Raw genomic sequence first — 24,667 nt, 5'->3', positions numbered from 1 at the left:
CCCGACCTGCGCATCCTGGCTACAGTCACTAGCGGAAGGATGATGTCGTGCTTATCGTATTAGGTTACCTGGTAGTTCTCGGTACAGTTTTCGGCGGTTACATGATGACCGGCGGGCACCTTGGGGCACTCTATCAACCGGCCGAACTGATTATTATCGGTGGTGCAGGGGTGGGGGCGTTTATCGTTGGCAACAACGGCAAGGCGATCAAGGGAACGTTAAAAGCGTTGCCGTTACTGTTCCGTCGTTCGAAATACACCAAAAGTATGTATATGGACCTTCTGGCGCTGCTCTATCGCCTGATGGCCAAGTCGCGTCAACAGGGGATGTTCTCCCTGGAGCGCGATATTGAGAATCCGAAAGAGAGCGAGATCTTTGCCAGCTACCCGCGCATTATCGCCGATAAGATGATGCTTGAGTTTATCGTCGACTATCTGCGTCTGATCATCAGCGGCAACATGAACACCTTCGAAATCGAAGCGTTGATGGATGAAGAGATTGAGACGCATGAAAGCGAAGCTGAAGTCCCGGCCAACAGCCTGGCGATGGTGGGTGACTCCCTGCCTGCGTTCGGTATCGTTGCGGCGGTCATGGGGGTCGTTCACGCCCTGGCCTCGGCGGATCGTCCGGCGGCTGAACTGGGCGCCTTGATCGCGCACGCCATGGTGGGAACCTTCCTCGGCATCCTGCTGGCGTACGGATTTATCTCTCCGCTGGCGACCGTATTGCGTCAGAAGAGCGCTGAAACCACCAAAATGATGCAGTGCGTCAAAATAACGCTGCTCTCGAATCTTAACGGTTATGCCCCGCCGATCGCGGTAGAGTTTGGCCGTAAAACCCTGTACTCCAGCGAGCGTCCGTCGTTTATTGAGCTTGAAGAGCACGTGCGCGCTGTGAAGAACCCAAACCAGCAGACGAGCACTGAGGACGCATGAAAAACCAGTCCCATCCCATCGTCATAGTCAAAAAGCGCAAGCATAAAGGGCATGGAGGCCATCATGGTGGCTCGTGGAAAATCGCCTACGCCGATTTCATGACCGCGATGATGGCGTTTTTCCTGGTGATGTGGCTGATCTCTATCTCCAGCCCGAAAGAGCTGATTCAGATCGCAGAGTATTTCCGTACCCCGCTGGCAACGGCGGTGTCGGGGGGGCCGCGTATCTCCAACAGCGACAGCCCGATCCCGGGCGGTGGAGATGACTACACGCAAAAGCAGGGTGAGGTGAAGCGCGAGCCGAACATCGACGAGCTGAAAAGACGCATGGAGCAGAGCCGCCTGAAAAAACTGCGCGGCGATCTGGATCAGCTGATCGAAGCGGATCCGAAGCTGCGCGCCCTGCGTCCGCACCTGAAGATCGATCTCGTTCAGGAGGGGCTGCGCATTCAGATTATCGACAGCCAGAACCGTCCCATGTTTAAAACCGGCAGCGCCGATGTGGAGCCCTATATGCGCGACATCCTGCGCGCCATTGCGCCAGTGCTGAACGGAATCCCTAACCGAATCAGTCTTTCCGGTCACACCGATGACTTCCCTTACGCCGGTGGCGAAAAAGGGTACAGCAACTGGGAGCTCTCGGCAGATCGTGCAAACGCATCCCGTCGTGAGCTGGTGATCGGCGGGCTGGACGATGGCAAAGTGCTGCGCGTCGTCGGCATGGCCGCCACCATGCGCGTGACCGACCGCGGCCCGGATGATGCCATCAACCGCCGTATTAGTCTCTTAGTGCTCAACAAACAGGCAGAGCAGGCCATCCTGCACGAAAATGCCGAAAGTCAGAATGAGTCACTGGATGATTTAAAACAGCCAGGCCCTGCGCCTTCGGCTGCCGTTCCAACATCGCCACCAGCCAATCCGAGGTGATAGCGTGAGCATGGATATTAGCGATTTTTACCAGACGTTTTTTGATGAAGCCGACGAGTTGTTGGCGGATATGGAGCAACACCTGCTGGATCTGGTGCCCGAGGCGCCGGATTCAGAGCAGCTCAACGCCATATTTCGCGCAGCTCACTCCATTAAAGGAGGCGCCGGTACGTTTGGCTTTACCATTTTGCAGGAAACCACTCATCTGATGGAGAACCTGCTCGATGAGGCCCGACGCGGTGAGATGCAGCTCAATACCGACATTATTAACCTGTTTTTGGAAACGAAAGACATTATGCAGGAACAGCTCGATGCCTATAAAAGCTCGGAAGAGCCGGACGCTGCCAGCTTTGAATATATCTGCAACGCGCTGCGTCAGTTAGCGCTGGAAGCCAAAGGCGAGACGGCAGCCGTTGCCGTCAGCCCGGCAAAACTGAGCGTTGTTGAGCCCGCCCCGGCGGCCGCACCTGCCGCTGACAACCGTCTGCGCGTGGTGCTGTCCGGCCTGAAAGAGAGCGAAGTTAACCTTCTGGAAGAAGAGCTGAGCAATCTCGCCACCCTGAGCAACGTGGTGAAGGGCAAGGACACGCTGGCAGCTAACCTCGATGGCGGCATCAGCAAAGATGACGTGATCGCCGTGCTCTGTTTTGTCATTGAACCTGAGCAGATTGACTTTGAGGCCGTGACCGATGCACCGGCTGCAGAAACGGCGGAAGTGGCCGAAGTCGCGGCTGCACCGGCGGTACCGGCCGTGGCACCTGCCGCGCCTGCGCTGAAAGCCGTTCCGGGCGAATCCGCTGCGCCAAACCGCGGCGAGCGTGAAAAACCGGCCGCCCGCTCCAGCGAATCGACCAGTATTCGTGTCGCTGTGGAAAAAGTGGATCAGCTGATTAACCTGGTGGGCGAACTGGTGATCACCCAGTCGATGCTGGCCCAGCGCTCCAACGAGCTGGACCCGGTCAACCATGGCGATCTCATCACCAGCATGGGCCAGTTACAACGTAACGCCCGCGATCTGCAGGAATCGGTGATGTCCATCCGTATGATGCCGATGGAATACGTCTTCAGCCGCTTCCCGCGTCTGGTGCGCGACCTGGCGGGCAAGCTCAATAAGCAAATCGAACTGACGCTGATGGGCAGCTCCACCGAGCTGGATAAGAGCCTTATTGAGCGCATTATCGACCCGTTAACGCACCTGGTGCGTAACAGCCTTGACCACGGGATCGAACTGCCGGAAAACCGTGTTGCCGCAGGGAAATCCCCGGTGGGTAACCTGATTTTGTCTGCGGAACACCAGGGCGGGAACATCTGCATCGAAGTGACCGATGACGGCGCAGGCCTGAATCGCGAGCGTATCCTGGCGAAAGCGATGTCGCAGGGGATGGCGGTCAGCGAAAACATGACCGACGAAGAGGTGGGTATGCTGATCTTCGCCCCAGGCTTCTCCACCGCGGAGCAGGTGACAGACGTCTCCGGGCGCGGCGTGGGTATGGACGTGGTGAAACGCAACATCCAGGAGATGGGCGGCCACGTTGAGATCAAGTCGAAGCAGGGCTCAGGTACCACTATCCGCATTCTGCTGCCGCTGACGCTGGCGATCCTCGACGGCATGTCGGTCAAAGTGGCGGACGAAGTGTTCATCCTGCCGCTGAACGCGGTGATGGAATCGCTGCAGCCGCGTGAAGAAGATCTGCACCCGCTGGCAGGCGGTGAGCGCGTGCTGGAAGTGCGTGGCGAATACCTGCCGCTGGTGGAACTGTGGAAAGTGTTCGACGTGGACGGCGCCAAAACCGAAGCCACGCAGGGGATTGTGGTTATTCTGCAAAGCGCAGGCCGCCGTTACGCTCTGCTGGTCGATCAGCTGATTGGTCAGCATCAGGTGGTGGTGAAGAACCTCGAGAGCAACTACCGCAAAGTACCTGGCATTTCAGCCGCCACCATCCTCGGCGATGGCAGCGTGGCGCTGATCGTCGATGTTTCGGCGCTTCAGGGATTAAATCGTGAACAACGTATGGCGCACACAGCCGCCTGATTCAGTTAAGAAGGTAAAAAAATGACCGGTATGAGTAATGTAACCAAGCTGGCCGGCGAGCCATCAGGGCAGGAATTCCTGGTTTTCACCTTAGGTGACGAAGAGTACGGTATCGATATTCTGAAGGTGCAGGAGATCCGTGGCTATGATCAGGTGACCCGCATCGCCAACACGCCAGATTTCATTAAAGGCGTGACCAACCTGCGTGGCGTTATCGTGCCAATCGTCGACCTGCGCGTGAAGTTCAGCCAGGGCGATGTCGAGTATGATGACAATACGGTCGTGATCGTGCTCAATCTGGGCCAGCGCGTGGTCGGGATTGTGGTTGATGGGGTTTCCGATGTCCTTTCCCTGACCGCCGAGCAGATCCGCCCGGCGCCGGAATTCGCGGTTACGCTGTCCACCGAATACCTGACCGGTCTGGGGGCGCTCGGTGACCGTATGCTGATTCTGGTGAATATCGAGAAGCTGCTGAACAGTGATGAGATGGCGCTGCTGGACGTGGCGGCAAGCCACGTAGCCTGACGCCATCACCGCTGCGGCGGCCAGGACAACACTTCAAGGGGACCATGCTGGTCCCCTTATTTATTTCTCCCGTTATGTACCGACCTGTTCTTATTTCTGCCCGTTATTTATTCAAATTGTGAATATATTCATCACCCGAATTCAGGTAATCGTGTCTCTGGCTTAACTCTTATTTAACCGCTATTAAAATAACCAATGAAAACAAGAAGATATATTGTGATCTGTATCACATTATTCCTATTTTTTATCTCGCCTGGCTTCGATATTCAGGTGTTTTAAAAATTTATCCTGTTGTTATTAAAAGATAATTTTTGTCAATACGCCGTTTGTCTTAGCCGTCTGGCTAAAGTGGTTGTTCGCGGTGCCTTAATCTAAATTGATTTTAACCACCTATTAACAATAGTAATGGGTGCTAACAATTTGAGCGTTATCAAAAATAGAGGATAACGACGGCGACATTTTCTGGAGGGTGGAAAATGAACAGAAAAATTTTGGTGTTATTGGCGGGATCGGCCCTGGCGATGGCGGTAGTTCCGGCACAGGCGGTAACCAGCAGCGGGACCATCGGCGCAACCCTGACCTTGACCAACGGCTGCCTGATCAACGGATCGCCAAACCAGAACGGCATTAACTTCGGTACCCTCGATTTCGGTACCCATCCGGCAACCTTCTCCACGCTCACCACCCAGCTCACCGGAGCCAATGGGGGCAATACCTTTACCATCCAGTGCACCACCGACAGCTACACGGTCGCCATTACCGGCAATACCAATTCCACCGCGCCGGGAACGGTTGTGGGTACGCCCGGCACGCCAGCGCGCTATCTGGTCAACACCGCGAATACCGCTCAGGGTGTGGCATATAGCCTGTTCAGCGACAGCAGCTTTAACAACGTGATCGCCAATAACGCGCCGATCCCGGTGGCCTCTACCGCAGGCGGGGTTAATAGCTACACGCTCTATGGCCGTATTACCGGCGGCGGCAACAGCGTCACCGTGGTCCCTGGCACCTACACCGACACCATAAACGTCAGCGTCACTTACTAGCCGCGCGATTGATGAAGCGCATGACCATATCACTCCTGTCGTGGAGTGAGGGGAGGCTGCATGCCATTTTTTGCCTGGTCGCCCTGATGCTGACGACGACCAGTGCCCGGGCGGTGACCAGCCAGTCGTTTCAGGTGAATGCCACCATTACTCCCGGCTGCTCGGTGATTTCCGGCACCGGCGGAGTCCTGGGGGCGCTCAATTTTGGCAGCTACAGCGGGGTGCAGAGCGGTCAGGTCAGCACCAGCTTTGTGCCTAATGGTTCGCTGAGTATCGCCTGCACGCCGGGGGTGGCGCTGAGCATGAGCATCGATGGCGGACAGTATTACGCCTCGGTGCGCAATATGCAGCGCGCCGGCGGCACCCAACGGGTCGCCTACCGGCTCTACAGCAGCAGTTCGCTGGGGGCAAACAGCGAAATCGGCGTTAACCAGGCCATACCCGTAACTTATACCAATAGCAATAACATCGCCCTGCCGCTGTTTGGCGTGGCGCTTCTGACGGGCTTTAGCCCGGCCGGGAACTATTCAGATCAACTCACCGTGACCTTGTCCTGGTGATACAGGGAGAACGACCATGAAGGCATTTGCAAGCGGCCCGCTGGCGCTGCTGGTGGCGCTGGGGATAACGGCGCACGCCGCCCAGGGCGCGGCATCCATTCTGCTGTGGCCCATCGATCCCTGGCTATCGGCCGATACCAAAGCGACCGAGCTGTGGGTGCAAAACCAGGGCAACAGCGCCACCACCATGCAGGTGCGCATTGTGCGCTGGCGCCAGGAGGGCGGCCTTGAGCGCTACACCGCCCAGCAGGAGGTGGTAGCCAGCCCGCCGATTGTCACTATTGCCAAAGGCAGCAAGCAGCTTATTCGCCTGATAAAACAGGGCGGGGTGCCGATGGGGGTTGAGCAGGCCTACCGCATCATCGTCGACGAAATTCCCCAGCCTCAGGACAACACCACGCCGCAGATCGGCCTTAAGCTGCAGATGCGCTACTCCATTCCGCTGTTTGTTTACGGCCAGGGGATCGAAACCATCAAAGAGGGGGAACATCATGCCCTTGCCGAGCCGCGCAACCTGAGCTGGCGGGTTATCCGCGAAAACGGCCAGCCCGCGCTGCAGGTACGTAACCGGGGTGATGTCCACGTTCGGCTCAGTCAGGTTTCCCTGACTCAGGGCGGACAGAAAAGGAGCATGGCGGACGGTCTGCTGGGGTATGTTCTGCCGGGCAGTGAACGCAGCTGGCCTCTCCCCTCAGGCATCACCCAGCCGGGCCAGATGAGTGCGCAAATTAATGCCAGGGATACCGAATGGCAGTCGGCCCCCGTCAACTGAAACGCACGATGATGATCCTGCTTTGCGTCTCCACGGCAGGCTGGGCCAACACCGGCGACGATGCGCTACCGCCGCCGCCCGCGCCCCAGTCCCTGAACGACGAAGCGGTCTTTCAGCTGGCGCTGATCGTCAACCACTACGATACCGGGCTGGTGGTGCCTGTCACCCGGCGCAACGGCGATTATCTGGTCTCCAGCGCTGACCTGCTGCGCGCAGGCCTGCCGCCGGAAAATGTCCCGCCGGGGGAGGTTAATCTGACGACCCTCGCCGATGTGCGCAGCGAGTATGACAGCGCCGGGCAGCGCCTGCTGTTGAGCGTGCCCCGGGAGTGGATCTCCGCCCGGGTCACCCCCTTTGGCGGCGAGCTGACCCAGAGTACTCCCCACTACGGCAGAGGGGCGCTGCTCAACTATGACTTCTATACCAGCAAGACCGATCATGCGGGCGGGCAAGCCTCGCTCTGGCATGAGTTCCGCTACTTTGACGAGCGGGGTTCTCTCTCCTCCACCGGCTTTGTGCGCAAAAACCTCTCCGGCGGCGGCATGCAGGAGGGATACGTGCGTTACGACACCACGCTGCTGGTCACCAATGAAGATAATGCCACCACCTGGACCGCCGGGGATGTCATCAGCGATGCCGTCAGCTGGAGCAGCAGCGTGCGCATGGGGGGCATCAGCTATGGCCGCGACTTTTCGCTCCGCCCGGATCTGGTCACCTGGCCGCTGCCGGAGTTCTCCGGGGAGGCGGCGGTGCCCACCTCGGTAGACCTGTTCGTTAACGGCTATCGCGCCGGCTCCACCCGCCTGCAGCCGGGGCCGTTCACCCTCACCAATCTGCCCTATATCAACGGCGCCGGAGATGCGGTGCTGGTCACCACCGATGCGTTGGGCCGCCAGGTGAGCACCACGCTGCCGTTTTACGTCACCAGCGAACTGCTGAAGGCGGGGCTGAGCGACGGGGCAGTGACCCTCGGCAGCCTGCGCCGCAACTACGGTATTGAAAGCTTTGATTACGGCCCGGCGGCGGGGAGCGGCTCTTACCGCTACGGGCTGACCGACTGGCTGACCCTCGAAGGACATGGCGAAGGGGCCGAAGAGCTGGCGCTGGGCGGTGTGGGCACGGTGGTAAAAATGGGGCGTTTCGGCGTGGTCAATACCGCATATACCCGCAGCCGGATGTATGGTGAAGAGGGGGGGCAGGTTAACTGGGGCTACCAGTACAGCACCAGCGAATTCAGCATCGCTACCCAGCACAGCCGCCGGGATCGCGGCTTTGGCAACCTGGCCCTCTACGACCAGCCGACGGTATACGACGAATTCAACCAGCCCATCGCCAGCCTTAGCCGCAATACGGACCAGTACTCCCTGAGCCTTAATCTGGGTGATTATGGCAATATCGGCGCCGCCTGGATTGGGGTGGAGAGTTTCGACAGCGAGAAAACCGAGCTGCTCAACCTCTCCTGGAGCCGCAACCTGTGGCGCAGCAGCAGTATCTATCTTGCCGCCAGCCGGGACCAGCAGCGGGGCGACTGGACGGTCGCCCTGTCGCTGCAAATTCCGCTCGGCGAACGCGACAGCGCCGCCGTCACCCTGGAAAACACCCCGGACGCGGGCAGCACCCAGCGCATTAACTACAACCACGCCATGCCCACCGACGGCGGCTTTAGCTGGAACATGGCCCTGGCGAACCAGTCCCGATCCCGCAGCTACCAGCAGGCCTCGCTGGGCTGGCGTAACAACAGTATTGAAGTGCAGGGCGGCACCTACGGCGAGCGCGACATGATGACCTGGTGGGGCGAGGCGCTGGGCTCGCTGGTGCTGATGGACGGCGAACTCTTTGCCGCCAATAAGATCAACGACGCCTTCGTGGTCATCAGCACCGACGGCAAGCCCGACGTGCCGGTAAGCTACGAAAACCAGCCGGTGGGAAAAACCAACCAAAATGGCTACCTGCTGGTGAGCGGCGTATCCGCCTACTATCCGGCGAGCTACAGCATCAACACCCTGAACCTGCCCGCCGATACCCGGCTAAAAGAGACCGAGCGGCGGGTGGCGCTGCGCCGCAACAGCGGGTATCTGGTGGATTTCCCGATGGAGGAGGAGCGGGTGGCCAGCGTGATCCTGCACGACGGCGAGGGCCAGGATATTCCGCTCGGCAGCCAGGTGCGACGCGCCTCACGCGCCCCGGCCACCGTGGGCTATGATGGCATCGCCTGGCTGGAGAACCTGAATGACGTTAACCCACTGGAGGTGCGCACCCCGGAGGGCAAATATTGCCAGGTGACCCTGACCCTTGCCCCTAACCCGGACCATAAGCTGCAAACTTACGGCCCGCTGACCTGCAGGCTGGCACCATGAGGCGCCTGCTGCTGTTACTGCTGCTGTTGGTCTCCGGTACCGGCTGGGGGGCCTGTGCCGTCAGTACCGTCAACGCCAGCTTTGGCAGCGTGACCTCTTTCGCCCTGAGTGGGGGCAACGAGGTACAGACCACCGGCACCCTGGTGGTAAGCTGCGATGCGGTGCTTAACCTGCTGACCAACGACTCCATCACCCTCAACTACACCGGCGCCACCGTCAGCGCCGCCAGCCGCGCCACCCTGAAACGCACCGATAACGCCACCATCACCGATGTTATTCCCACCCGACTGTGCGGTGCGTCGGGCTGCACCGGCACCAGCGAAGTGCAGATCGCCCGCTCCTACACCTGGAGCGGTAGCACGCTGCTGGGGCTGCTCGGTTCCAGACAGTACAATATTCCGCTCTATTTCCGCACCGTCGCCGGGCAGAACGTCAGCGCCGGGCCCTATCAGGTGACGCTTAACTTCAGCGTTAATTACAACGTCTGCCAGGTAGGGGCCGTGGGGCTCTGCCTGACCCCTCAGACCGGTACGGCGGTGACCAGCATCACCCTCAATATGAACGTCACCAATGATTGCAGCGCCATGACCACCCCGAACATCAACTTTAACAGCGCGCCGCTGGTACAGAATTTCCCCACCATCTCCCAGTCCATCGCCGTCACCTGCACCAAGGGCAGCGCCTATACCATCGGCATCAATAACGGCCTCAACGCCCTGAATAATGTCCGGCGCATGGCCAGCGGCAACAACCGCATGAGCTATGAGATCTATAAAGAGGCCACCGCCAACCGCTGGGGCGTAAGCGGCACCGAGCGCTGGTCGAGCGGAGCCTCATCCCAGGTGAGTACCGACGGCCTGCTGCGCACCTATAACTACACTGCCCGCATCCTCCCCAACCAGACCACGCCCCCTGCCGGCAACTACAGCGATACCCTCGTGGTAGACGTCGCGTTCTGAACCGCGCTTTTCCCTTTCGCAAATGTAAAGTTCCTCTCAGTTGTGCCGATAACACCGAGAACAAAACAATGAGAAGGTGTTGTATGTTGAACCGTATGCGCGTTGTGACAATGCTGATGTTGGTGCTGGCTGTCTTCGCTCTGCTGCAGCTCGTTTCCGGCAGTCTCTTTTTCTCTTCCATTAAAGCCAACCAGGACAGTTTCGCGGTTTCTAACGCGTTCCGGGTTCAACAAAGTGAAATCACCTCCACCTGGGATTACCTGCTGCAAACGCGCATCAACCTGAGCCGCGCCTCCGCACGTATGGTGACCGATCCCGCTAAGCCGCAAACGGAACTGATGAACAGCGCCCGCACTACGCTGGCGGAAGCGGATAAACACTTCAAAGCTTACAGCGCCATCCCTCCACAGCCTTCGATGGAGCAGGTGAGCCAGACCATCAATGAGGCATACCGGGACTATGCAGCGGCGCTCACTGAACTGATCCAGTTCCTTGATAACGGCAACATGGAGGCCTATTTCGCCCAGGCAACCCAGTCAAAACAGAACGCGCTGGGGACCGCTCTGCGGGATTACGTTTCCGCGTCCGACGTGCGTAACCAGGCGGCGTTTAATGCCAGCGTAAAGGATTACACCTTTGCCAAATGGCAGATGGGGATCCTGGCCCTGGCGCTGGCGATCGTACTGGTGGGGGTCTGGTACGGCATTCGCCATACCCTGCTTAACCCGTTAAACCGTGTCATCGACCATATCCGTCACATTGCCAGCGGCGATCTGACCCAGTCCCTGACCATCACCGGGCGCAGCGAAATCACCCAGCTGGCCATCAGCGTTGACCACATGCAGCGCTCGCTGAGCGAGACGGTGGCGAACGTGCGTCAGGGCTCGGAGGCCATCTATACCGGCACCAGCGAAATCGCAATGGGTAACAACGACCTCTCCTCCCGTACCGAGCAACAGGCGTCGGCGCTGGAAGAGACCGCGGCCAGCATGGAGCAGCTCACCGCCACCGTGAAACAGAATGCGGATAACGCCCGCCAGGCCTCACAGCTGGCGAACAGCGCCTCCGAAACCGCACAGCGCGGCGGCAAGGTGGTGGATGGCGTGGTGAAAACCATGCACGACATCGCCGGAAGCTCGAAGAAGATCGCTGACATTATCAGCGTGATCGACGGTATCGCCTTCCAGACCAATATCCTGGCGCTGAACGCCGCGGTAGAAGCGGCGCGTGCCGGTGAGCAGGGGCGCGGCTTTGCGGTGGTCGCCGGTGAAGTGCGTAACCTTGCCAGCCGCAGCGCCAACGCGGCGAAAGAGATCAAAGCTCTGATTGAAGACTCTGTCGCGCGCGTCGACACCGGCTCGGTGCTGGTGGAGAGCGCGGGCGAAACCATGAATGACATCGTGAATGCCGTTACCCGCGTCACGGACATTATGGGGGAAATTGCCTCCGCTTCCGATGAGCAGAGCCGTGGTATCGACCAGGTGGCCCTGGCGGTATCGGAAATGGATCGCGTCACACAACAAAACGCCTCGCTGGTTCAGGAGTCCGCAGCCGCTGCGGCGCAACTGGAAGAGCAGGCGAGCCGTCTGAAGATGGCCGTCTCGGCGTTTCGTCTTAACTCTGGACCTGCAAGCACGGTTTCATCGCGCGTCAGCCCGCAACCGGCCGCGCCGGTTAACGCACCGGCTTACGTACGCGCAGTGGCAACCGGGAAAGATGAGAATTGGGAAACATTTTGATTGTACGTTAAATCGCGGCTGCTGGCCGCTAAATGGGAGCGTGGATGTTAAATCGTATTCGTATCTCGACCACCCTGTTTTTGATTTTGATTCTCTGTGGGGTGTTGCAGGTTGGCAGTAACGGCTTGTCATTTTGGGCTTTTCGCGATGGTTATCAAAATTTACAGGAGATGCAGGGCAGTAATCAGCAGCGTGAGCTGCTTACCCAGAGTCGGGCAGTCTTGTTGCAGGCCAGCACGGCGCTGAATAAAGCGGGCACCTTAACCGCCCTGAGCTATCCGCCCGATGACATTAAGGCGCTGATGGTGACCGCACGCGGTAGCCTGAAGCAGGCTGATGGCCTGTTCAAAACCTTTAGCGGCCAGGCGGCGATTAGCGCGAAGGACGCAGAGCTGAAAAAAGCGATGCAGGGTGCGTTCAGCCAGTGGTATGGCGATCTGGAGCATCAGGCGACGTGGCTTGAGAACAACCAGCTGTCAGATTTCCTGACCGCGCCAGTGCAGGAATCGCAGGCGGCATTTGACGCCAGCACCGACGCCTGGCAGCAGGAGATCAATAACTTTGTGCAGGCGGCGGGGAATGACAGCCGCAACAGCTACCACATGTCCGGCGTGATTTTCGCCACCATGATTGTGCTGGCGGTGTTGCTGACCAGCGCCGCGCTGTTCTGGTCGCGCAAGATGATTGTCCAGCCGCTGGCAATTATCAGCAGCCATTTCGACAGCATTGCCAAAGGCGATCTGGCGCGGCCGGTGGCGGTATACGGCAAAAATGAAATTTCGGCCATTTTCGCCAGCCTGAAGGCGATGCAGGGCTCGCTGCGTGAAACGGTATCGGAGGTGCGTCAGGGCAGTTACGCCATGCACACCGGGATCGCCGAAATTGCCGAGGGCAATAACGATCTCTCTTCGCGCACCGAGCAGCAGGCGGCATCGCTGGCGCAAACGGCAGCCAGCATGGAGCAGTTAACCGCCACCGTCGGGCAGAACGCCGACAACGCCCGCCAGGCCTCTGGTCTGGCAAAGAGCGCGGCGCAGACGGCGAAGAGGGGGGGCGAACAGGCGTCCCACGTGGCGAACACCATGAATGAGATCGCCGCCAGTTCGCAAAAGATTGGCGACATCATCAGCGTGATCGATGGCATCGCGTTCCAGACCAATATTCTGGCGCTGAACGCCGCGGTCGAAGCCGCCCGCGCGGGCGAGCAAGGGCGTGGCTTTGCGGTGGTGGCTGGCGAGGTCCGTAACCTGGCGAGCCGCAGCGCCAACGCGGCGAAAGAGATTAAGGTGCTGATTGAAGAGTCGGTGTCCCGCGTTCAGCAGGGTTCGGCGCTGGTGGATACGGCGGCGAAAACCATGACCGAGATCGTCAGCTCGGTCACCCGGGTTAACGACATTATGGGCGAAATCGCCTCCGCATCCGATGAACAGCGCCGCGGTATTGAGCAGGTGGCGCAGGCGGTAAGTCAGATGGATCAGGTGACTCAGCAGAACGCCGCGCTGGTGGAAGAGGCCGCGGCAGCCACCGATCAGTTAGCCGGCCAGGCGGATCACCTTACCTCGCTGGTGGCAGTATTTAATGTGAATGAACGTGTTGAAACAGTTACAGAAGTCGGGCGGTCGCAGGCCGTACCAGTCGGAACCTGAACGTGATTAAGTAAGAAGGCGCTATGACATCACCACTGCCCTCAGGGCAATCGTCATTATTGTTACAGATGACACAGCGCCTCGCGCTGTCCGACGCGCATTTCCGTCGGATATGTCAGTTAATCTACCAGCGCGCGGGGATTGTGCTGGCCGATCACAAGCGGGACATGGTCTACAACCGCCTTGTGCGTCGCCTGCGCACGCTCGGACTGGATGATTTTGGTCGCTATCTGGGGATGCTGGAAGCAAATCCAAACAGCGCGGAATGGCAGGCGTTTATCAACTCCCTGACCACCAACCTGACCGCCTTTTTCCGGGAAGCACACCACTTCCCGGTGCTGGCGGAGCATGCCCGCCGCCGCAGCGGCGGCGAATATCGCGTCTGGAGCGCGGCGGCGTCGACCGGGGAAGAGCCTTACTCGCTCGCCATCACCCTGGCCGACACGCTGGGTACCGCCCCGGGCCGCTGGAAGGTGATCGCCAGCGATATAGATACCGAGGTGCTGCAAAAAGCGCAGAGCGGGATCTATCGCCAGGAGGAGCTAAAAACGCTGTCACCCCAGCAGCTTCAGCGCTACTTCATGCGTGGCACCGGTCCGCACGAAGGGCTGGTGCGGGTGCGTAGCGAACTGGCAAATGCGGTGGAGTTCTCCATGGTCAACCTGCTGGAGAAGCAGTACAACGTGGCGGGGCCCTTTGACGCCATTTTCTGTCGTAACGTGATGATCTATTTCGACAAAACGACGCAGCAGGAGATCCTGCGCCGCTTTGTTCCGTTGCTCAAACCTGACGGTTTACTGTTTGCCGGGCACTCGGAGAACTTCAGCAATCTTGTGCGCGAGTTTAGCCTGCGTGGCCAGACGGTATATGCGCTGAGTAAGGATAAAGCATGAGTAAAATCAGGGTCTTGTCAGTTGATGATTCAGCGTTAATGCGCCAGATCATGACTGAGATTATCAACAGCCACAGCGACATGGAGATGGTGGCGACGGCCCCCGATCCGTTGGTAGCCCGGGATTTAATTAAAAAATATAACCCCGACGTGCTGACCCTGGATGTCGAAATGCCGCGCATGGACGGCATCGACTTCCTCGAAAAGTTAATGCGTCTGCGGCCGATGCCGGTGGTGATGGTCTCTTCTCTGACCGGCAAAGGGTCCGAAATCACCCTGCGGGCGCTGGAGCTGGGGGCGGTGGATTTCGTCACCAAACCGCAGCTTGGCATTCGCGAGGGGATGCTGGCGTACAGCGAGATGATCGCCGAAAAAATTCGTACCGCGGCCAGGGCGCGGGTTGCCACGCATAAGCCGCTGGCGGCCCCGGCCACCCTGAAAGCCGGTCCGCTGCTGAGCTCGGAAAAGCTTCTGGTTATCGGCGCCTCTACCGGCGGAACAGAGGCAATTCGTCATGTACTCCAGCCATTGCCGCTTTCAAGCCCAGGTATTCTGATCACTCAACATATGCCGCCAGGCTTTACCCGCTCGTTTGCGGAGCGTCTGAACAAGCTGTGTCAGATTAGCGTGAAAGAGGCGGAGGATGGCGAACGCGTTCTGCCGGGGCATGCCTATATCGCCCCGGGCGACAAGCATATGGAGCTGGCGCGCAGCGGCGCTAACTATCAAATCAAAATTCATGACGGGCCGCCGGTTAACCGGCACCGTCCGTCGGTGGATGTGCTGTTTCATTCGGTGGCGAAACACGCGGGGCGCAACGCCGTTGGGGTGATCCTGACGGGGATGGGCAACGATGGCGCCGCCGGAATGCTGGCGATGCACCAGGCTGGCGCCTGGACCATCGCGCAGAATGAAGCAAGTTGTGTGGTGTTCGGCATGCCGCGCGAGGCCATCAATATGGGTGGCGTCAGCGAAGTGGTCGATCTTAGTCAGGTTAGTCAGCAGATGCTGGCGAAAATCAGTGCCGGACAGGCAATACGTATTTAACGAGGAGTGTAGTTTTATGGCGGACAAAGAGCTCAAGTTTTTGGTTGTGGATGACTTTTCCACCATGCGTCGCATCGTGCGCAACCTGCTTAAAGAGCTGGGTTTTAATAACGTAGAAGAAGCAGAAGACGGCGTTGATGCGCTGAACAAACTGAATGCCGGCGGCTTTGGTTTTGTTATTTCCGACTGGAACATGCCGAACATGGATGGTCTGGAACTGCTGAAAACCATTCGTGCGAATGCCGCGATGGCCTCTATGCCTGTGTTGATGGTGACGGCTGAAGCGAAGAAAGAGAACATCATTGCTGCGGCACAGGCTGGCGCAAGCGGATATGTGGTGAAACCATTCACCGCGGCAACCCTGGAAGAAAAACTCGGTAAGATCTTCGAGAAACTCGGCATGTGAGGTACGGGAGATGATGCAGCCTTCGATTAAACCTACGGATGAGCATTCACCCGGCGACATAATTGCCCGCATCGGCAGCCTGACGCGTATGTTGCGCGACAGCCTGCGTGAGCTGGGCCTGGATCAGGCGATTGCGGAAGCGGCGGAAGCGATTCCCGATGCCCGCGACCGTCTGGATTATGTTGTACAGATGACTGCCCAGGCGGCAGAGCGTGCGCTGAACAGTGTTGAAGCGTCACAGCCGCATCAGGACGAGATGGAAAAGGGCGCAAAAGCGCTGACCAAACGCTGGGACGAATGGTTCGAAAATCCGATCGAACTCTCCGACGCCCGCGAACTGGTGACCGATACTCGTCACTACCTGAAAGCGGTGCCGGACCATACCAGCTTCACTAATGCCCAACTGCTGGACATCATGATGGCGCAGGATTTCCAGGACCTTACGGGTCAGGTGATCAAGCGCATGATGGACGTGATCCAGGAGATTGAGCGTCAGCTGTTAATGGTGCTGCTGGAGAACATGCCGGAACCTTCCGCACGTCCACAACGCGAAAACGAAAGCCTGCTGAATGGCCCCCAGCTCGACACCACCAAAGCCGGTGTCGTGGCAAGCCAGGACCAGGTGGACGACCTGCTGGACAGCTTAGGGTTCTGATAGCCTGCGTTTTGCTGGAATTGCCGGGTGGCGCTGCGCTTACCCGGCCTACAAAACCTGCAATATCATCATATTGCGCGGTTCCGGTAGGCCTGTGCAAGCGAAGCGCCGCCAGGCAAAAACGCTACCTGTAAAGGTGGCGTTTTGTTCTTCAATTTTCCCTGTCACAGGCGAAAGCCCTAAATCAGCCCTTTTCACGCCCCTAATTAACGCATTGGTCAGGCGCGGCTTTGGCATCATATCGTCCAGACCTCTACCTGCGAGATGCTTGCCGTGGCAGAAGACAGCGACGACAAAACAGAAGCCCCCACACCCCACCGACTTGAAAAAGCGCGTGAGGAAGGGCAAATACCCCGATCCCGAGAACTCACCTCGCTGCTGATTTTATTGGTTGGCGTGTGCATTATCTGGATAGGCGGGGAGTCCCTTGCCCGCAGACTGGCCGGCATGCTCTCGGCCGGGTTGCGCTTCGATCACAGCATGGTCAACGACCCTAACCTGATCCTCAGCCAGATTATCTTGCTGATCAAAAGCGCGATGGTCGCGCTGCTGCCGTTAATCACCGGCGTAGTGCTGGTGGCTATCGTATCGCCGGTGATGCTGGGCGGGCTGGTGTTCAGCGGGAAATCGCTGCAGTTTAAATTCTCCAAGCTGAACCCCTTGCCTGGTATCGCGAGAATGTTCTCCGCGCAGACCGCCGCCGAACTGCTAAAGGCATTGATGAAAGCGACGCTGATGGGCAGCGTGGCGGGATTTTTTATCTGGCATAACTGGCCGGAGATGATGCGCCTGATCAGCGAGTCGCCGTTCACCGCCATGCGCAACGCGCTCAATCTGGTGGGGCTCTGTTCGCTGCTGGTGGTGCTCTCGATTATCCCGATGGTCGGATTTGACGTCTTCTTCCAGATCTACAGCCACATTAAAAAACTGCGCATGTCCCGCCAGGACATCCGGGATGAACATAAGCAGATGGAAGGTGACCCGCACGTCAAAGGGCGTATTCGCCAGATGCAGCGTGCCGCCGCACGTCGCCGGATGATGGAAGATGTACCGAAAGCGGATGTGATTGTCACCAACCCAACCCACTACTCCGTTGCGCTGCAATATGACGAAAACAAAATGAGCGCGCCTAAAGTGGTGGCGAAAGGGGCGGGGCTTATCGCGCTGCGCATCCGCGAAATTGGTAATGAAAACCGTATCCCGATGCTGGAAGCGCCGCCACTGGCGCGTGCGCTCTACCGGCATGCGGAAATAGGACAACAGATCCCGGGCCAGCTCTATGCCGCAGTCGCGGAAGTGCTGGCGTGGGTATGGCAGTTGAAACGCTGGCGTCTTGCCGGTGGTCAACGGCCTGTCAAACCTGAGAATCTCCCGGTGCCTGCCGCGCTGGATTTTATGAACGAGAAGGACTCTGATGGCTAATCTGGTGGCAATGTTGCGCCTCCCCGGCAACCTGAAATCGACTCAATGGCAGATCCTTGCCGGGCCGATCCTCATCCTGCTAATCCTGTCGATGATGGTGTTGCCGCTGCCGGCATTCATCCTCGACCTGCTTTTCACTTTCAACATTGCGCTCTCCATTATGGTGCTGCTGGTGGCGATGTTCACCCAGCGCACCCTGGAGTTCGCCGCGTTTCCGACCATCCTGCTCTTCACCACGCTGCTGCGTCTGGCGCTGAACGTCGCCTCCACCCGTATCATTCTGATGGAAGGGCATACCGGCGGCGCGGCGGCAGGTAAGGTGGTTGAGGCCTTTGGCCACTTCCTGGTCGGCGGCAACTTCGCCATCGGGATCGTGGTGTTTATCATCCTCGTGATCATCAACTTCATGGTTATCACCAAAGGTGCGGGGCGTATCGCAGAAGTTGGCGCGCGTTTCGTCCTGGACGGGATGCCGGGTAAACAGATGGCGATTGACGCCGATCTTAACGCCGGTCTGATTGGCGAAGATGAAGCGAAAAAACGCCGTGCCGAAGTGACCCAGGAAGCGGACTTCTACGGCTCGATGGACGGTGCGAGTAAGTTCGTTCGCGGCGATGCCATTGCCGGTATTCTGATCATGGTGATCAACGTGATCGGCGGCCTGCTGGTGGGCGTGCTGCAACACGGAATGGCTATGGGCCAGGCAGCAGAGAGCTACACGCTGCTGACCATTGGTGACGGTCTGGTCGCCCAGATCCCGGCGCTGGTGATCTCCACCGCAGCCGGTGTGATCGTAACCCGCGTCGCCACCGATCAGGACGTCGGCGAGCAGATGGTCGGGCAGCTGTTCAACAACCCGAACGTGCTGATGCTCTCTGCCGCGGTACTTGGCCTGCTGGGCATGGTGCCGGGAATGCCGAACTTCGTCTTCCTGCTGTTCACCGCCGCACTGCTGGGGCTGGCCTGGTGGCTACGCGGACGCGAAGCCAAACCGAAGAGCGAGCCTGCTCCGGTGAAAATGCCGGAAAACACCCAGGCGGTGGAAGCCACCTGGAACGACGTCCAGCTGGAAGATTCGCTGGGCATGGAAGTGGGCTACCGCCTGATCCCGATGGTCGATTTCCAGCAGGATGGCGAACTGCTGGGACGTATCCGCAGTATTCGTAAAAAATTCGCCCAGGACATGGGCTTCCTGCCGCCGGTGGTGCATATCCGCGACAACATGGATCTGCCTCCTGCGCGCTATCGCATTCTGATGAAAGGGGTGGAGATCGGCAGCGGAGATGCCTATCCGGGGCGCTGGCTGGCCATTAACCCTGGCACCGCGGCGGGTACGCTGCCGGGTGAACAAACTATCGACCCGGCCTTTGGCCTGGCCGCCATCTGGATCGAAAGTGCCCTGAAAGAGCAGGCGCAGATCCAGGGCTATACCGTGGTGGAAGCCAGTACCGTCGTGGCAACTCATCTTAACCACCTGATTGGTCAGTTCTCCGCAGAGCTGTTCGGCCGCCAGGAGGCGCAGCAGCTGCTGGATCGCGTCACTCAGGAGATGCCGAAGCTCACCGAAGATCTGGTGCCGGGTGTCCTGACCCTGACCACGCTGCACAAGGTGCTGCAAAATCTGCTCGACGAGAAAGTGCCGATCCGCGATATGCGCACCATTCTGGAGACTCTGGCCGAGCATGCACCGCTGCAGAACGATCCGCACGAGCTGACGGCGGTGGTGCGCGTGGCGTTAGGCCGCGCCATCACTCAGCAGTGGTTCCCGGGTACCGGCGAGGTGCAGGTCATTGGACTCGACACGCCGCTTGAGCGTCTGCTGCTGCAGGCGTTGCAGGGCGGCGGCGGGCTGGAGCCGGGGCTGGCGGATCGTCTGCTGGCGCAAACCCAGGAGGCGTTGCAGCGTCAGGAGATGCTGGGGGCGCCACCGGTGCTGCTGGTGAATCACGCCCTGCGTCCGCTGCTCTCGCGCTTCCTGCGCCGCAGCCTGTCGCAGCTGGTCGTGCTGTCGAATATGGAACTGTCGGACAACCGCCATATCCGCATGACCGCCACCATCGGAGGCCAGTAATGCGTAAATTACTCTGGTTACTGGCCCTGCCGCTGATGGCGCAGGCCGCAGGGGAGGGGGCATGGCAGGCCAGCAGTATCGGCCTGACCCTTGCCCACCGTGGCGTGGCGGCTTCGTCACGCCCACTGTCGGCGCAGCAGCCGGTATCGGGCCTGATGACTCTGGTGGCCTGGCGCTATGAGCTGAATGGCCCGACCCCCGCCGGGCTGCGGGTGCGGCTCTGTTCCCAGACGCGCTGTACCGAACTGGATGGGGCCAGCGGCACGACCCATGCGTTCAACAACGTGCCCGCCGTCGAGCCGCTGCGCTTTATCTGGGAAGTCCCCGGCGGTGGTCGCCTCATCCCGGCCCTGAAGGTCCAGCGTAACGAAGTGATTGTGAACTACCGCTAACCCTCTGACTCCATTCCGTTCGCCCGAACGGAATGGGGGTGTCATTCCACAGGCTTCGTTATTTTTCCTGCTCTTCTTGCCCTGTTAATTTTTCCCTCACTCTTTTCATTAAGAGAATAGCTCTGGAAGTCAACATCCGGAGAATCTACTCTACGCGCTGAGATAATGTGATATACATATCAATGATGGAACGCAATAATGCAAAAGGGAGCAGGTATGAAATTGAGCTTTCAGCAAGTATGCATCTTTTGGGGGGTTATGGATGTTTTATATCTGGCAACCTATGTCTGGAAGAGTAGTACCCAGGGGCGTATTCCTTTCGTTGATGATATTATCAATTTTAGCGCGCTTTATTCAGAACAGGGTGGCAGCTACTGGCTCCTTATTCTCTTTGTTTTGTCAATGATAACAACCCTGTCCATTGGGTTTTCTGCCCTGTTTCTCCTTACCGCATGGAATAAGGTCGGCTACCTGGTAGCTGCGCAGACCCCTTTGCGCCTGCTGGTGGTTGTGCCGTCTCTCACCTTTTTACCCTGGATTATGAAATGGATTACTCCGGGGAACGTCGCGGTGGCGTTATTTTTATTGCTGATTTCAGAGGCGCTAAAGGTCAGTTCGGTAATCATCTCAGGAAAATTAAATAAATAATGCTTAATCACTCAGGGATATTCTTTTAAAAGGATGAAGGTATGCATAAAAGTATTAAGGATTGTTATTTCGACGGCTGGAAAAAGGCGTTAGTTTATAAGGGGCGAGCGACAAGAAGAGAGTTCTGGTTATTTATCGTCATTAATATAGCGATTGTTCTCTTTATTGCCGCACTGAGTTATTGCTTTCTCATAGCATTGATTGCCGATCGTACCGGTCGCGGGGGAATGATACTGGTGTGGGCCTGGTTTGTCTGGCTTCCGCTCAGGGCGCTTGCCCCGGTAATCTTGCTCGTACCAGTCGTCTCACTGGGTATCCGCCGAATGCACGATGCAGGAAAATCGGGGTGGTGGTTTGGCGGGGCGCTGCTCTTCATTCTGCTGATCCTGCCGCTCATTCTGACGGGTATTCATCAGGTTATGCTTATCCCGGTAGATAATCACTCTGCAGAGCAGGTGACGGCGTTCATCACGATTACGCTAAATGTATTACCGGCTATCTATATTCTCTGGCTTTGCTGCTTACCAACACAACCCTCTGAACAGACCGTTTAGTGATCGCTTTTTCGCCAGTTATCAGGCTATTCTGATGACTGGCTCGCAAAACTGACCCCTCCTTTTGAAGCAAAAGAAACGCTGTTTTATAAAACAGTGACACGCGTAGTAATTCTCTTTGCATTTTTGCCAGTTGCCGCCTGGCGGTGGCAGAAACAGAAAGGTATCCCGTAAGCGATACTCTTACTGTAACCGTCTAGTCACTCCCGTTGGCGTCGCGTTAACCGGGAGTCATCTAAAACTTACAGGGTCGACGGTAATGAAAACACGTAAAATTGGACTCGCGAACTATCTTGCTTACGGATCGGGTGATTTTCTCGGGGCAGGGACCACAGCGCTGACCGCTGCCTGGCTATTATATTTCTACACCACCTTCTGTGGCCTCACGCCGATTGAGGCTACCTTCATCTTTGCGGCGGCAAGGGTTCTGGATGCCGTCGTCAGTCCGCTGATGGGCTTCCTGACCGATAACTTTGGCACCACCTGGCTTGGCAAACGCTTTGGCCGCCGCAAGTTCTTTATTCTGCTCGGCATCCCCTGCGTCTTCAGCTACTCGCTGATGTGGGTCGGCGATATGGGCTTCTGGTACTACCTGCTGACCTATCTGATCTTCGATATCGTCTACACCATGATCCTGGTCCCATACGAAACGCTGGTGCCGGAGATGACCGACGATTTCAAACAGAAAACCAAGTTCTCCGGCGCGCGTATCTCTATGGCGCAGATGTCGGCGATTCTGGCCTCGTTCCTGCCGGGTATTCTGTTAACCCACTTCGGTAAAGACAACGCCATCTCCTTCTTCTATGCCAGCCTGGTCTTCTCGGTGCTGTGCGCCCTGATGCTGACCTTCGTCTGGTTCTTCACCTGGGAACGTCCGCGTGAAGAGTGGAGCGAAGCCGCGCTGCGCGCCGAAGAGGAGAAGAAAAAACTGACCCTCGGCCAGAGCCTGAACCGTCTGTTCGTTGAGCTGAGCTCTACCCTGCGGATCAAAATCTTCCGCCAGCACCTGGGGATGTACCTTGGGGGCTACATCGCCCAGGATGTGTTCAACGCCGTCTTTACCTACTACGTGGTCTTTGTGCTGATGCAGGAAGCTTCTATGGCCTCGAATCTGCTGGGCACCATGGCTATCTTCCAGTTCCTGGCCGTTATCGCGATGATCCCGCTCTGCATCCGCTTTGGACCGGCACCGTCGTACCGCATGGTGGTGGTGCTGTTTGGTCTGGCGTCGCTCTCCTATGCCGGTTTGTATTACGCCGGTATGAGCGACATCTACGCGCTGCTGCTGCTGGTCTCTGCCCTGGCGGGTCTGGGTCGCGGTGGGATCAACTATGTGCCGTGGAACACCTACACCTATATCGCTGATGTGGATGAAGTCATCACCGGCCAGCGCCGCGAAGGGATCTTCGCCGGGATCATGACTCTGACCCGTAAAGCGTCCCAGGCGGGAGCCATCATGCTGGTGGGTATCGTCATGCAGATGTCTGGCTTTGTCAGCGGCCAGAAGGTGCAGCCGGAAGGGGTAAGCCACACCATTCTGATGATCCTGAGCGTGGGCACTATCCTGGTGCTGACCTGCGGCTTCCTGGTGTCGCTGCGCTTTAAGCTGAATTTACAGACGCACAGTACGCTGCGTGAAGAGACGGCCAAAATGCGTGAATCTGGCCGCGCGATGCCGGAGGCCGCCACGCCGCAGGCCCGCACCACGGTTGAGATGCTGGCCGGTATGCCTTACGACTGCCTGTGGGGAAACAACAACATCGGCTATCTGAACCGCAATAAACCCGCTGCACCGTCCCTGAAAGAACGTGCTCCACTGAATTCGACATACAACAGAGGTTAAGATTATGAAGGTTTGGCCTGTCAAACATAGCCCGTTACTGCGTCAGCCAGAGCGTTTTATCGCCAGAGATGAACTGAAAACGCTGATCCAAAACGTGACGCATAACCTGGTGAACATTCACGATAAAACCGGCGAGTTTTTACTGCGGCTGGACGACGGGCGGGTAATCGACACCAAAGGCTGGGCGGGCTGGGAGTGGACCCACGGCGTTGGTCTCTACGGTATCTGGCAGTATTACTGCCAGACCGGGGATGAAGCGATGCGCGATATCATCGACAGCTGGTTTGCCGAGCGTTTTGCCGAAGGGGCCACCACCAAAAACGTCAACACCATGTCGCCGTTTTTGACCCTCGCATATCGCTATGAAGAGACGCGCAACCCGGCCTGGCTGCCGTGGCTGGAGAGCTGGGCGGAGTGGGCGATGAACGAGATGCCGCGCACCGATCACGGCGGTATGCAGCACATCACCCTGGCGGAGGAGAACCACCAGCAGATGTGGGACGACACCCTGATGATGACCGTCCTGCCGCTGGCGAAGATTGGTAAACTGCTCAATAAACCCGACTATGTTGAGGAGGCGGTCTATCAGTTCCTGCTGCACGTGCAGAACCTGATGGATCGGGAGACCGGGCTCTGGTTCCACGGCTGGAACTACGATGGCCACCACAACTTTGCCAACGCCCGCTGGGCGCGCGGCAACAGCTGGCTGACGATCGTTATTCCTGATTTCCTTGAGCTGGTGGATCTGCCAGAAAATAACGCCGTGCGCCGCTATCTGGTGCAGGTGCTGAACGCGCAGATTGCTGCCCTGGCGAAGTGTCAGGATGAGAGCGGCCTGTGGCATACGCTGCTCGACGATCCCAACTCCTATCTTGAGGCCTCAGCCACCGCCGGGTTCAGCTACGGGATCCTGAAAGCGGTACGCAAGCGCTATGTGGGAGCCGAATATGCGGAGGTGGCGGAGAGAGCCATTCGCGGGATCGTGAAGAACATCTCCCCGGAAGGGGAACTGCTGCAAACCTCGTTCGGTACCGGCATGGGCAGCGATCTGGCGTTCTATCGTCAGATCCCGTTGACCTCAATGCCGTATGGTCAGGCGATGGCAATCCTCTGTCTGACGGAGTATCTGCGCAAGTATTTTTGACCACTGCACTCCCCGGTGGCGCTACGCTTACCGGGGCTACAAACACAAAACCCGGCTTGCGCCGGGTTTTGTGTTATTGCGATAACCGGTTGAAGC

22 protein-coding genes are annotated in these 24,667 nt (G+C 58.1%); all 22 read left to right on the top strand.

The window, feature by feature from the left end; all coding sequences use genetic code 11:
* Nucleotides 1-47 precede the first annotated feature (47 nt).
* The 22 genes from motA to GNG29_RS14135 all read left to right on the top strand — a co-directional run bounded on the left by motA (nucleotide 48) and on the right by GNG29_RS14135 (nucleotide 24,571).
* On the top strand, nucleotides 48-935 hold the full coding sequence (gene motA, locus GNG29_RS14240) for a flagellar motor stator protein MotA (protein ID WP_103180094.1): 888 nt from the start codon (nucleotides 48-50) through the stop codon (nucleotides 933-935).
* Nucleotides 932-1,861, top strand: a complete 930-nt coding sequence (gene motB, locus GNG29_RS14235; RefSeq protein ID WP_103180093.1) for a flagellar motor protein MotB — start codon at nucleotides 932-934, stop codon at nucleotides 1,859-1,861. Before motA ends, motB begins: the two co-directional genes overlap by 4 nt.
* A 4-nt stretch (nucleotides 1,862-1,865) precedes the next feature.
* Complete coding sequence (cheA, locus tag GNG29_RS14230; RefSeq protein WP_103180092.1) at nucleotides 1,866-3,893, top strand: chemotaxis protein CheA; 2,028 nt, start codon at nucleotides 1,866-1,868, stop codon at nucleotides 3,891-3,893.
* 21 nt (nucleotides 3,894-3,914) lie between these two features.
* Nucleotides 3,915-4,418 carry a chemotaxis protein CheW gene (gene cheW, locus GNG29_RS14225; protein ID WP_032611989.1) on the top strand — a complete coding sequence of 168 codons (504 nt, stop codon included), beginning with the start codon at nucleotides 3,915-3,917 and terminating at the stop codon, nucleotides 4,416-4,418.
* 521 nt (nucleotides 4,419-4,939) lie between these two features.
* Entirely contained in the window at nucleotides 4,940-5,464 is a 525-nt protein-coding gene (locus GNG29_RS14220) for a spore coat protein U domain-containing protein (protein WP_409201139.1), read from the top strand.
* Between the two features lie 86 nt (nucleotides 5,465-5,550).
* Nucleotides 5,551-6,024 carry a spore coat U domain-containing protein gene (locus GNG29_RS14215; protein ID WP_371816558.1) on the top strand — a complete coding sequence of 158 codons (474 nt, stop codon included), beginning with the start codon at nucleotides 5,551-5,553 and terminating at the stop codon, nucleotides 6,022-6,024.
* A 16-nt stretch (nucleotides 6,025-6,040) separates the two neighbouring features.
* Nucleotides 6,041-6,796, top strand: a complete 756-nt coding sequence (locus GNG29_RS14210) for a molecular chaperone (RefSeq protein ID WP_156654811.1) — start codon at nucleotides 6,041-6,043, stop codon at nucleotides 6,794-6,796.
* Nucleotides 6,772-9,153 carry a fimbria/pilus outer membrane usher protein gene (locus GNG29_RS14205; RefSeq protein WP_156654810.1) on the top strand — a complete coding sequence of 794 codons (2,382 nt, stop codon included), beginning with the start codon at nucleotides 6,772-6,774 and terminating at the stop codon, nucleotides 9,151-9,153. The genes GNG29_RS14210 and GNG29_RS14205 overlap by 25 nt, the downstream gene beginning before the upstream one ends.
* Nucleotides 9,150-10,112: a spore coat U domain-containing protein gene (locus GNG29_RS14200; RefSeq protein ID WP_156654809.1), complete on the top strand. Its 963-nt coding sequence runs from the start codon at nucleotides 9,150-9,152 to the stop codon at nucleotides 10,110-10,112. Before GNG29_RS14205 ends, GNG29_RS14200 begins: the two co-directional genes overlap by 4 nt.
* An 83-nt stretch (nucleotides 10,113-10,195) precedes the next feature.
* The gene (tar, locus tag GNG29_RS14195; protein ID WP_156654808.1) at nucleotides 10,196-11,851 is read left to right on the top strand and encodes a methyl-accepting chemotaxis protein II; all 1,656 of its coding nucleotides are present in this window, start codon (nucleotides 10,196-10,198) and stop codon (nucleotides 11,849-11,851) included.
* A gap of 44 nt (nucleotides 11,852-11,895) precedes the next feature.
* On the top strand, nucleotides 11,896-13,497 hold the full coding sequence (gene tap / locus GNG29_RS14190; protein ID WP_156654807.1) for a methyl-accepting chemotaxis protein IV: 1,602 nt from the start codon (nucleotides 11,896-11,898) through the stop codon (nucleotides 13,495-13,497).
* 23 nt (nucleotides 13,498-13,520) lie between these two features.
* Nucleotides 13,521-14,390: a protein-glutamate O-methyltransferase CheR gene (gene cheR, locus GNG29_RS14185; RefSeq protein WP_103180084.1), complete on the top strand. Its 870-nt coding sequence runs from the start codon at nucleotides 13,521-13,523 to the stop codon at nucleotides 14,388-14,390.
* Nucleotides 14,387-15,436: a chemotaxis response regulator protein-glutamate methylesterase gene (locus GNG29_RS14180; protein ID WP_156654806.1), complete on the top strand. Its 1,050-nt coding sequence runs from the start codon at nucleotides 14,387-14,389 to the stop codon at nucleotides 15,434-15,436. The genes cheR and GNG29_RS14180 overlap by 4 nt, the downstream gene beginning before the upstream one ends.
* Nucleotides 15,437-15,452: 16 nt before the next feature.
* Nucleotides 15,453-15,842: a chemotaxis response regulator CheY gene (gene cheY, locus GNG29_RS14175; protein ID WP_032611971.1), complete on the top strand. Its 390-nt coding sequence runs from the start codon at nucleotides 15,453-15,455 to the stop codon at nucleotides 15,840-15,842.
* A gap of 10 nt (nucleotides 15,843-15,852) precedes the next feature.
* The gene (gene cheZ, locus GNG29_RS14170) at nucleotides 15,853-16,497 is read left to right on the top strand and encodes a protein phosphatase CheZ (protein ID WP_103180082.1); all 645 of its coding nucleotides are present in this window, start codon (nucleotides 15,853-15,855) and stop codon (nucleotides 16,495-16,497) included.
* Between the two features lie 273 nt (nucleotides 16,498-16,770).
* Nucleotides 16,771-17,919 (top strand): flagellar biosynthesis protein FlhB, encoded by a 1,149-nt coding sequence (gene flhB, locus GNG29_RS14165; protein ID WP_156654805.1) that lies wholly within the window; start codon nucleotides 16,771-16,773, stop codon nucleotides 17,917-17,919.
* On the top strand, nucleotides 17,912-19,990 hold the full coding sequence (gene flhA, locus GNG29_RS14160; protein WP_103180081.1) for a flagellar biosynthesis protein FlhA: 2,079 nt from the start codon (nucleotides 17,912-17,914) through the stop codon (nucleotides 19,988-19,990). The genes flhB and flhA overlap by 8 nt, the downstream gene beginning before the upstream one ends.
* Nucleotides 19,990-20,382 (top strand): flagellar protein FlhE, encoded by a 393-nt coding sequence (gene flhe / locus GNG29_RS14155; protein WP_103180080.1) that lies wholly within the window; start codon nucleotides 19,990-19,992, stop codon nucleotides 20,380-20,382. Before flhA ends, flhe begins: the two co-directional genes overlap by 1 nt.
* 198 nt (nucleotides 20,383-20,580) lie before the next feature.
* Nucleotides 20,581-21,030 (top strand): hypothetical protein, encoded by a 450-nt coding sequence (locus tag GNG29_RS14150; protein ID WP_103180079.1) that lies wholly within the window; start codon nucleotides 20,581-20,583, stop codon nucleotides 21,028-21,030.
* 41 nt (nucleotides 21,031-21,071) lie between these two features.
* Nucleotides 21,072-21,584: a DUF805 domain-containing protein gene (locus tag GNG29_RS14145; RefSeq protein WP_156654804.1), complete on the top strand. Its 513-nt coding sequence runs from the start codon at nucleotides 21,072-21,074 to the stop codon at nucleotides 21,582-21,584.
* Between the two features lie 259 nt (nucleotides 21,585-21,843).
* Nucleotides 21,844-23,427, top strand: a complete 1,584-nt coding sequence (locus GNG29_RS14140) for an MFS transporter (protein WP_156654803.1) — start codon at nucleotides 21,844-21,846, stop codon at nucleotides 23,425-23,427.
* Between the two features lie 4 nt (nucleotides 23,428-23,431).
* Nucleotides 23,432-24,571 (top strand): glycoside hydrolase family 105 protein, encoded by a 1,140-nt coding sequence (locus GNG29_RS14135; RefSeq protein WP_156654802.1) that lies wholly within the window; start codon nucleotides 23,432-23,434, stop codon nucleotides 24,569-24,571.
* Nucleotides 24,572-24,667 lie beyond the last annotated feature (96 nt).

Origin of the sequence: Leclercia sp. Colony189 (assembly GCF_009740165.1) — a bacterium.
Taxonomy (GTDB): domain Bacteria; phylum Pseudomonadota; class Gammaproteobacteria; order Enterobacterales; family Enterobacteriaceae; genus Enterobacter.
This window is presented reverse-complemented; position numbering and strand designations above follow the sequence as displayed.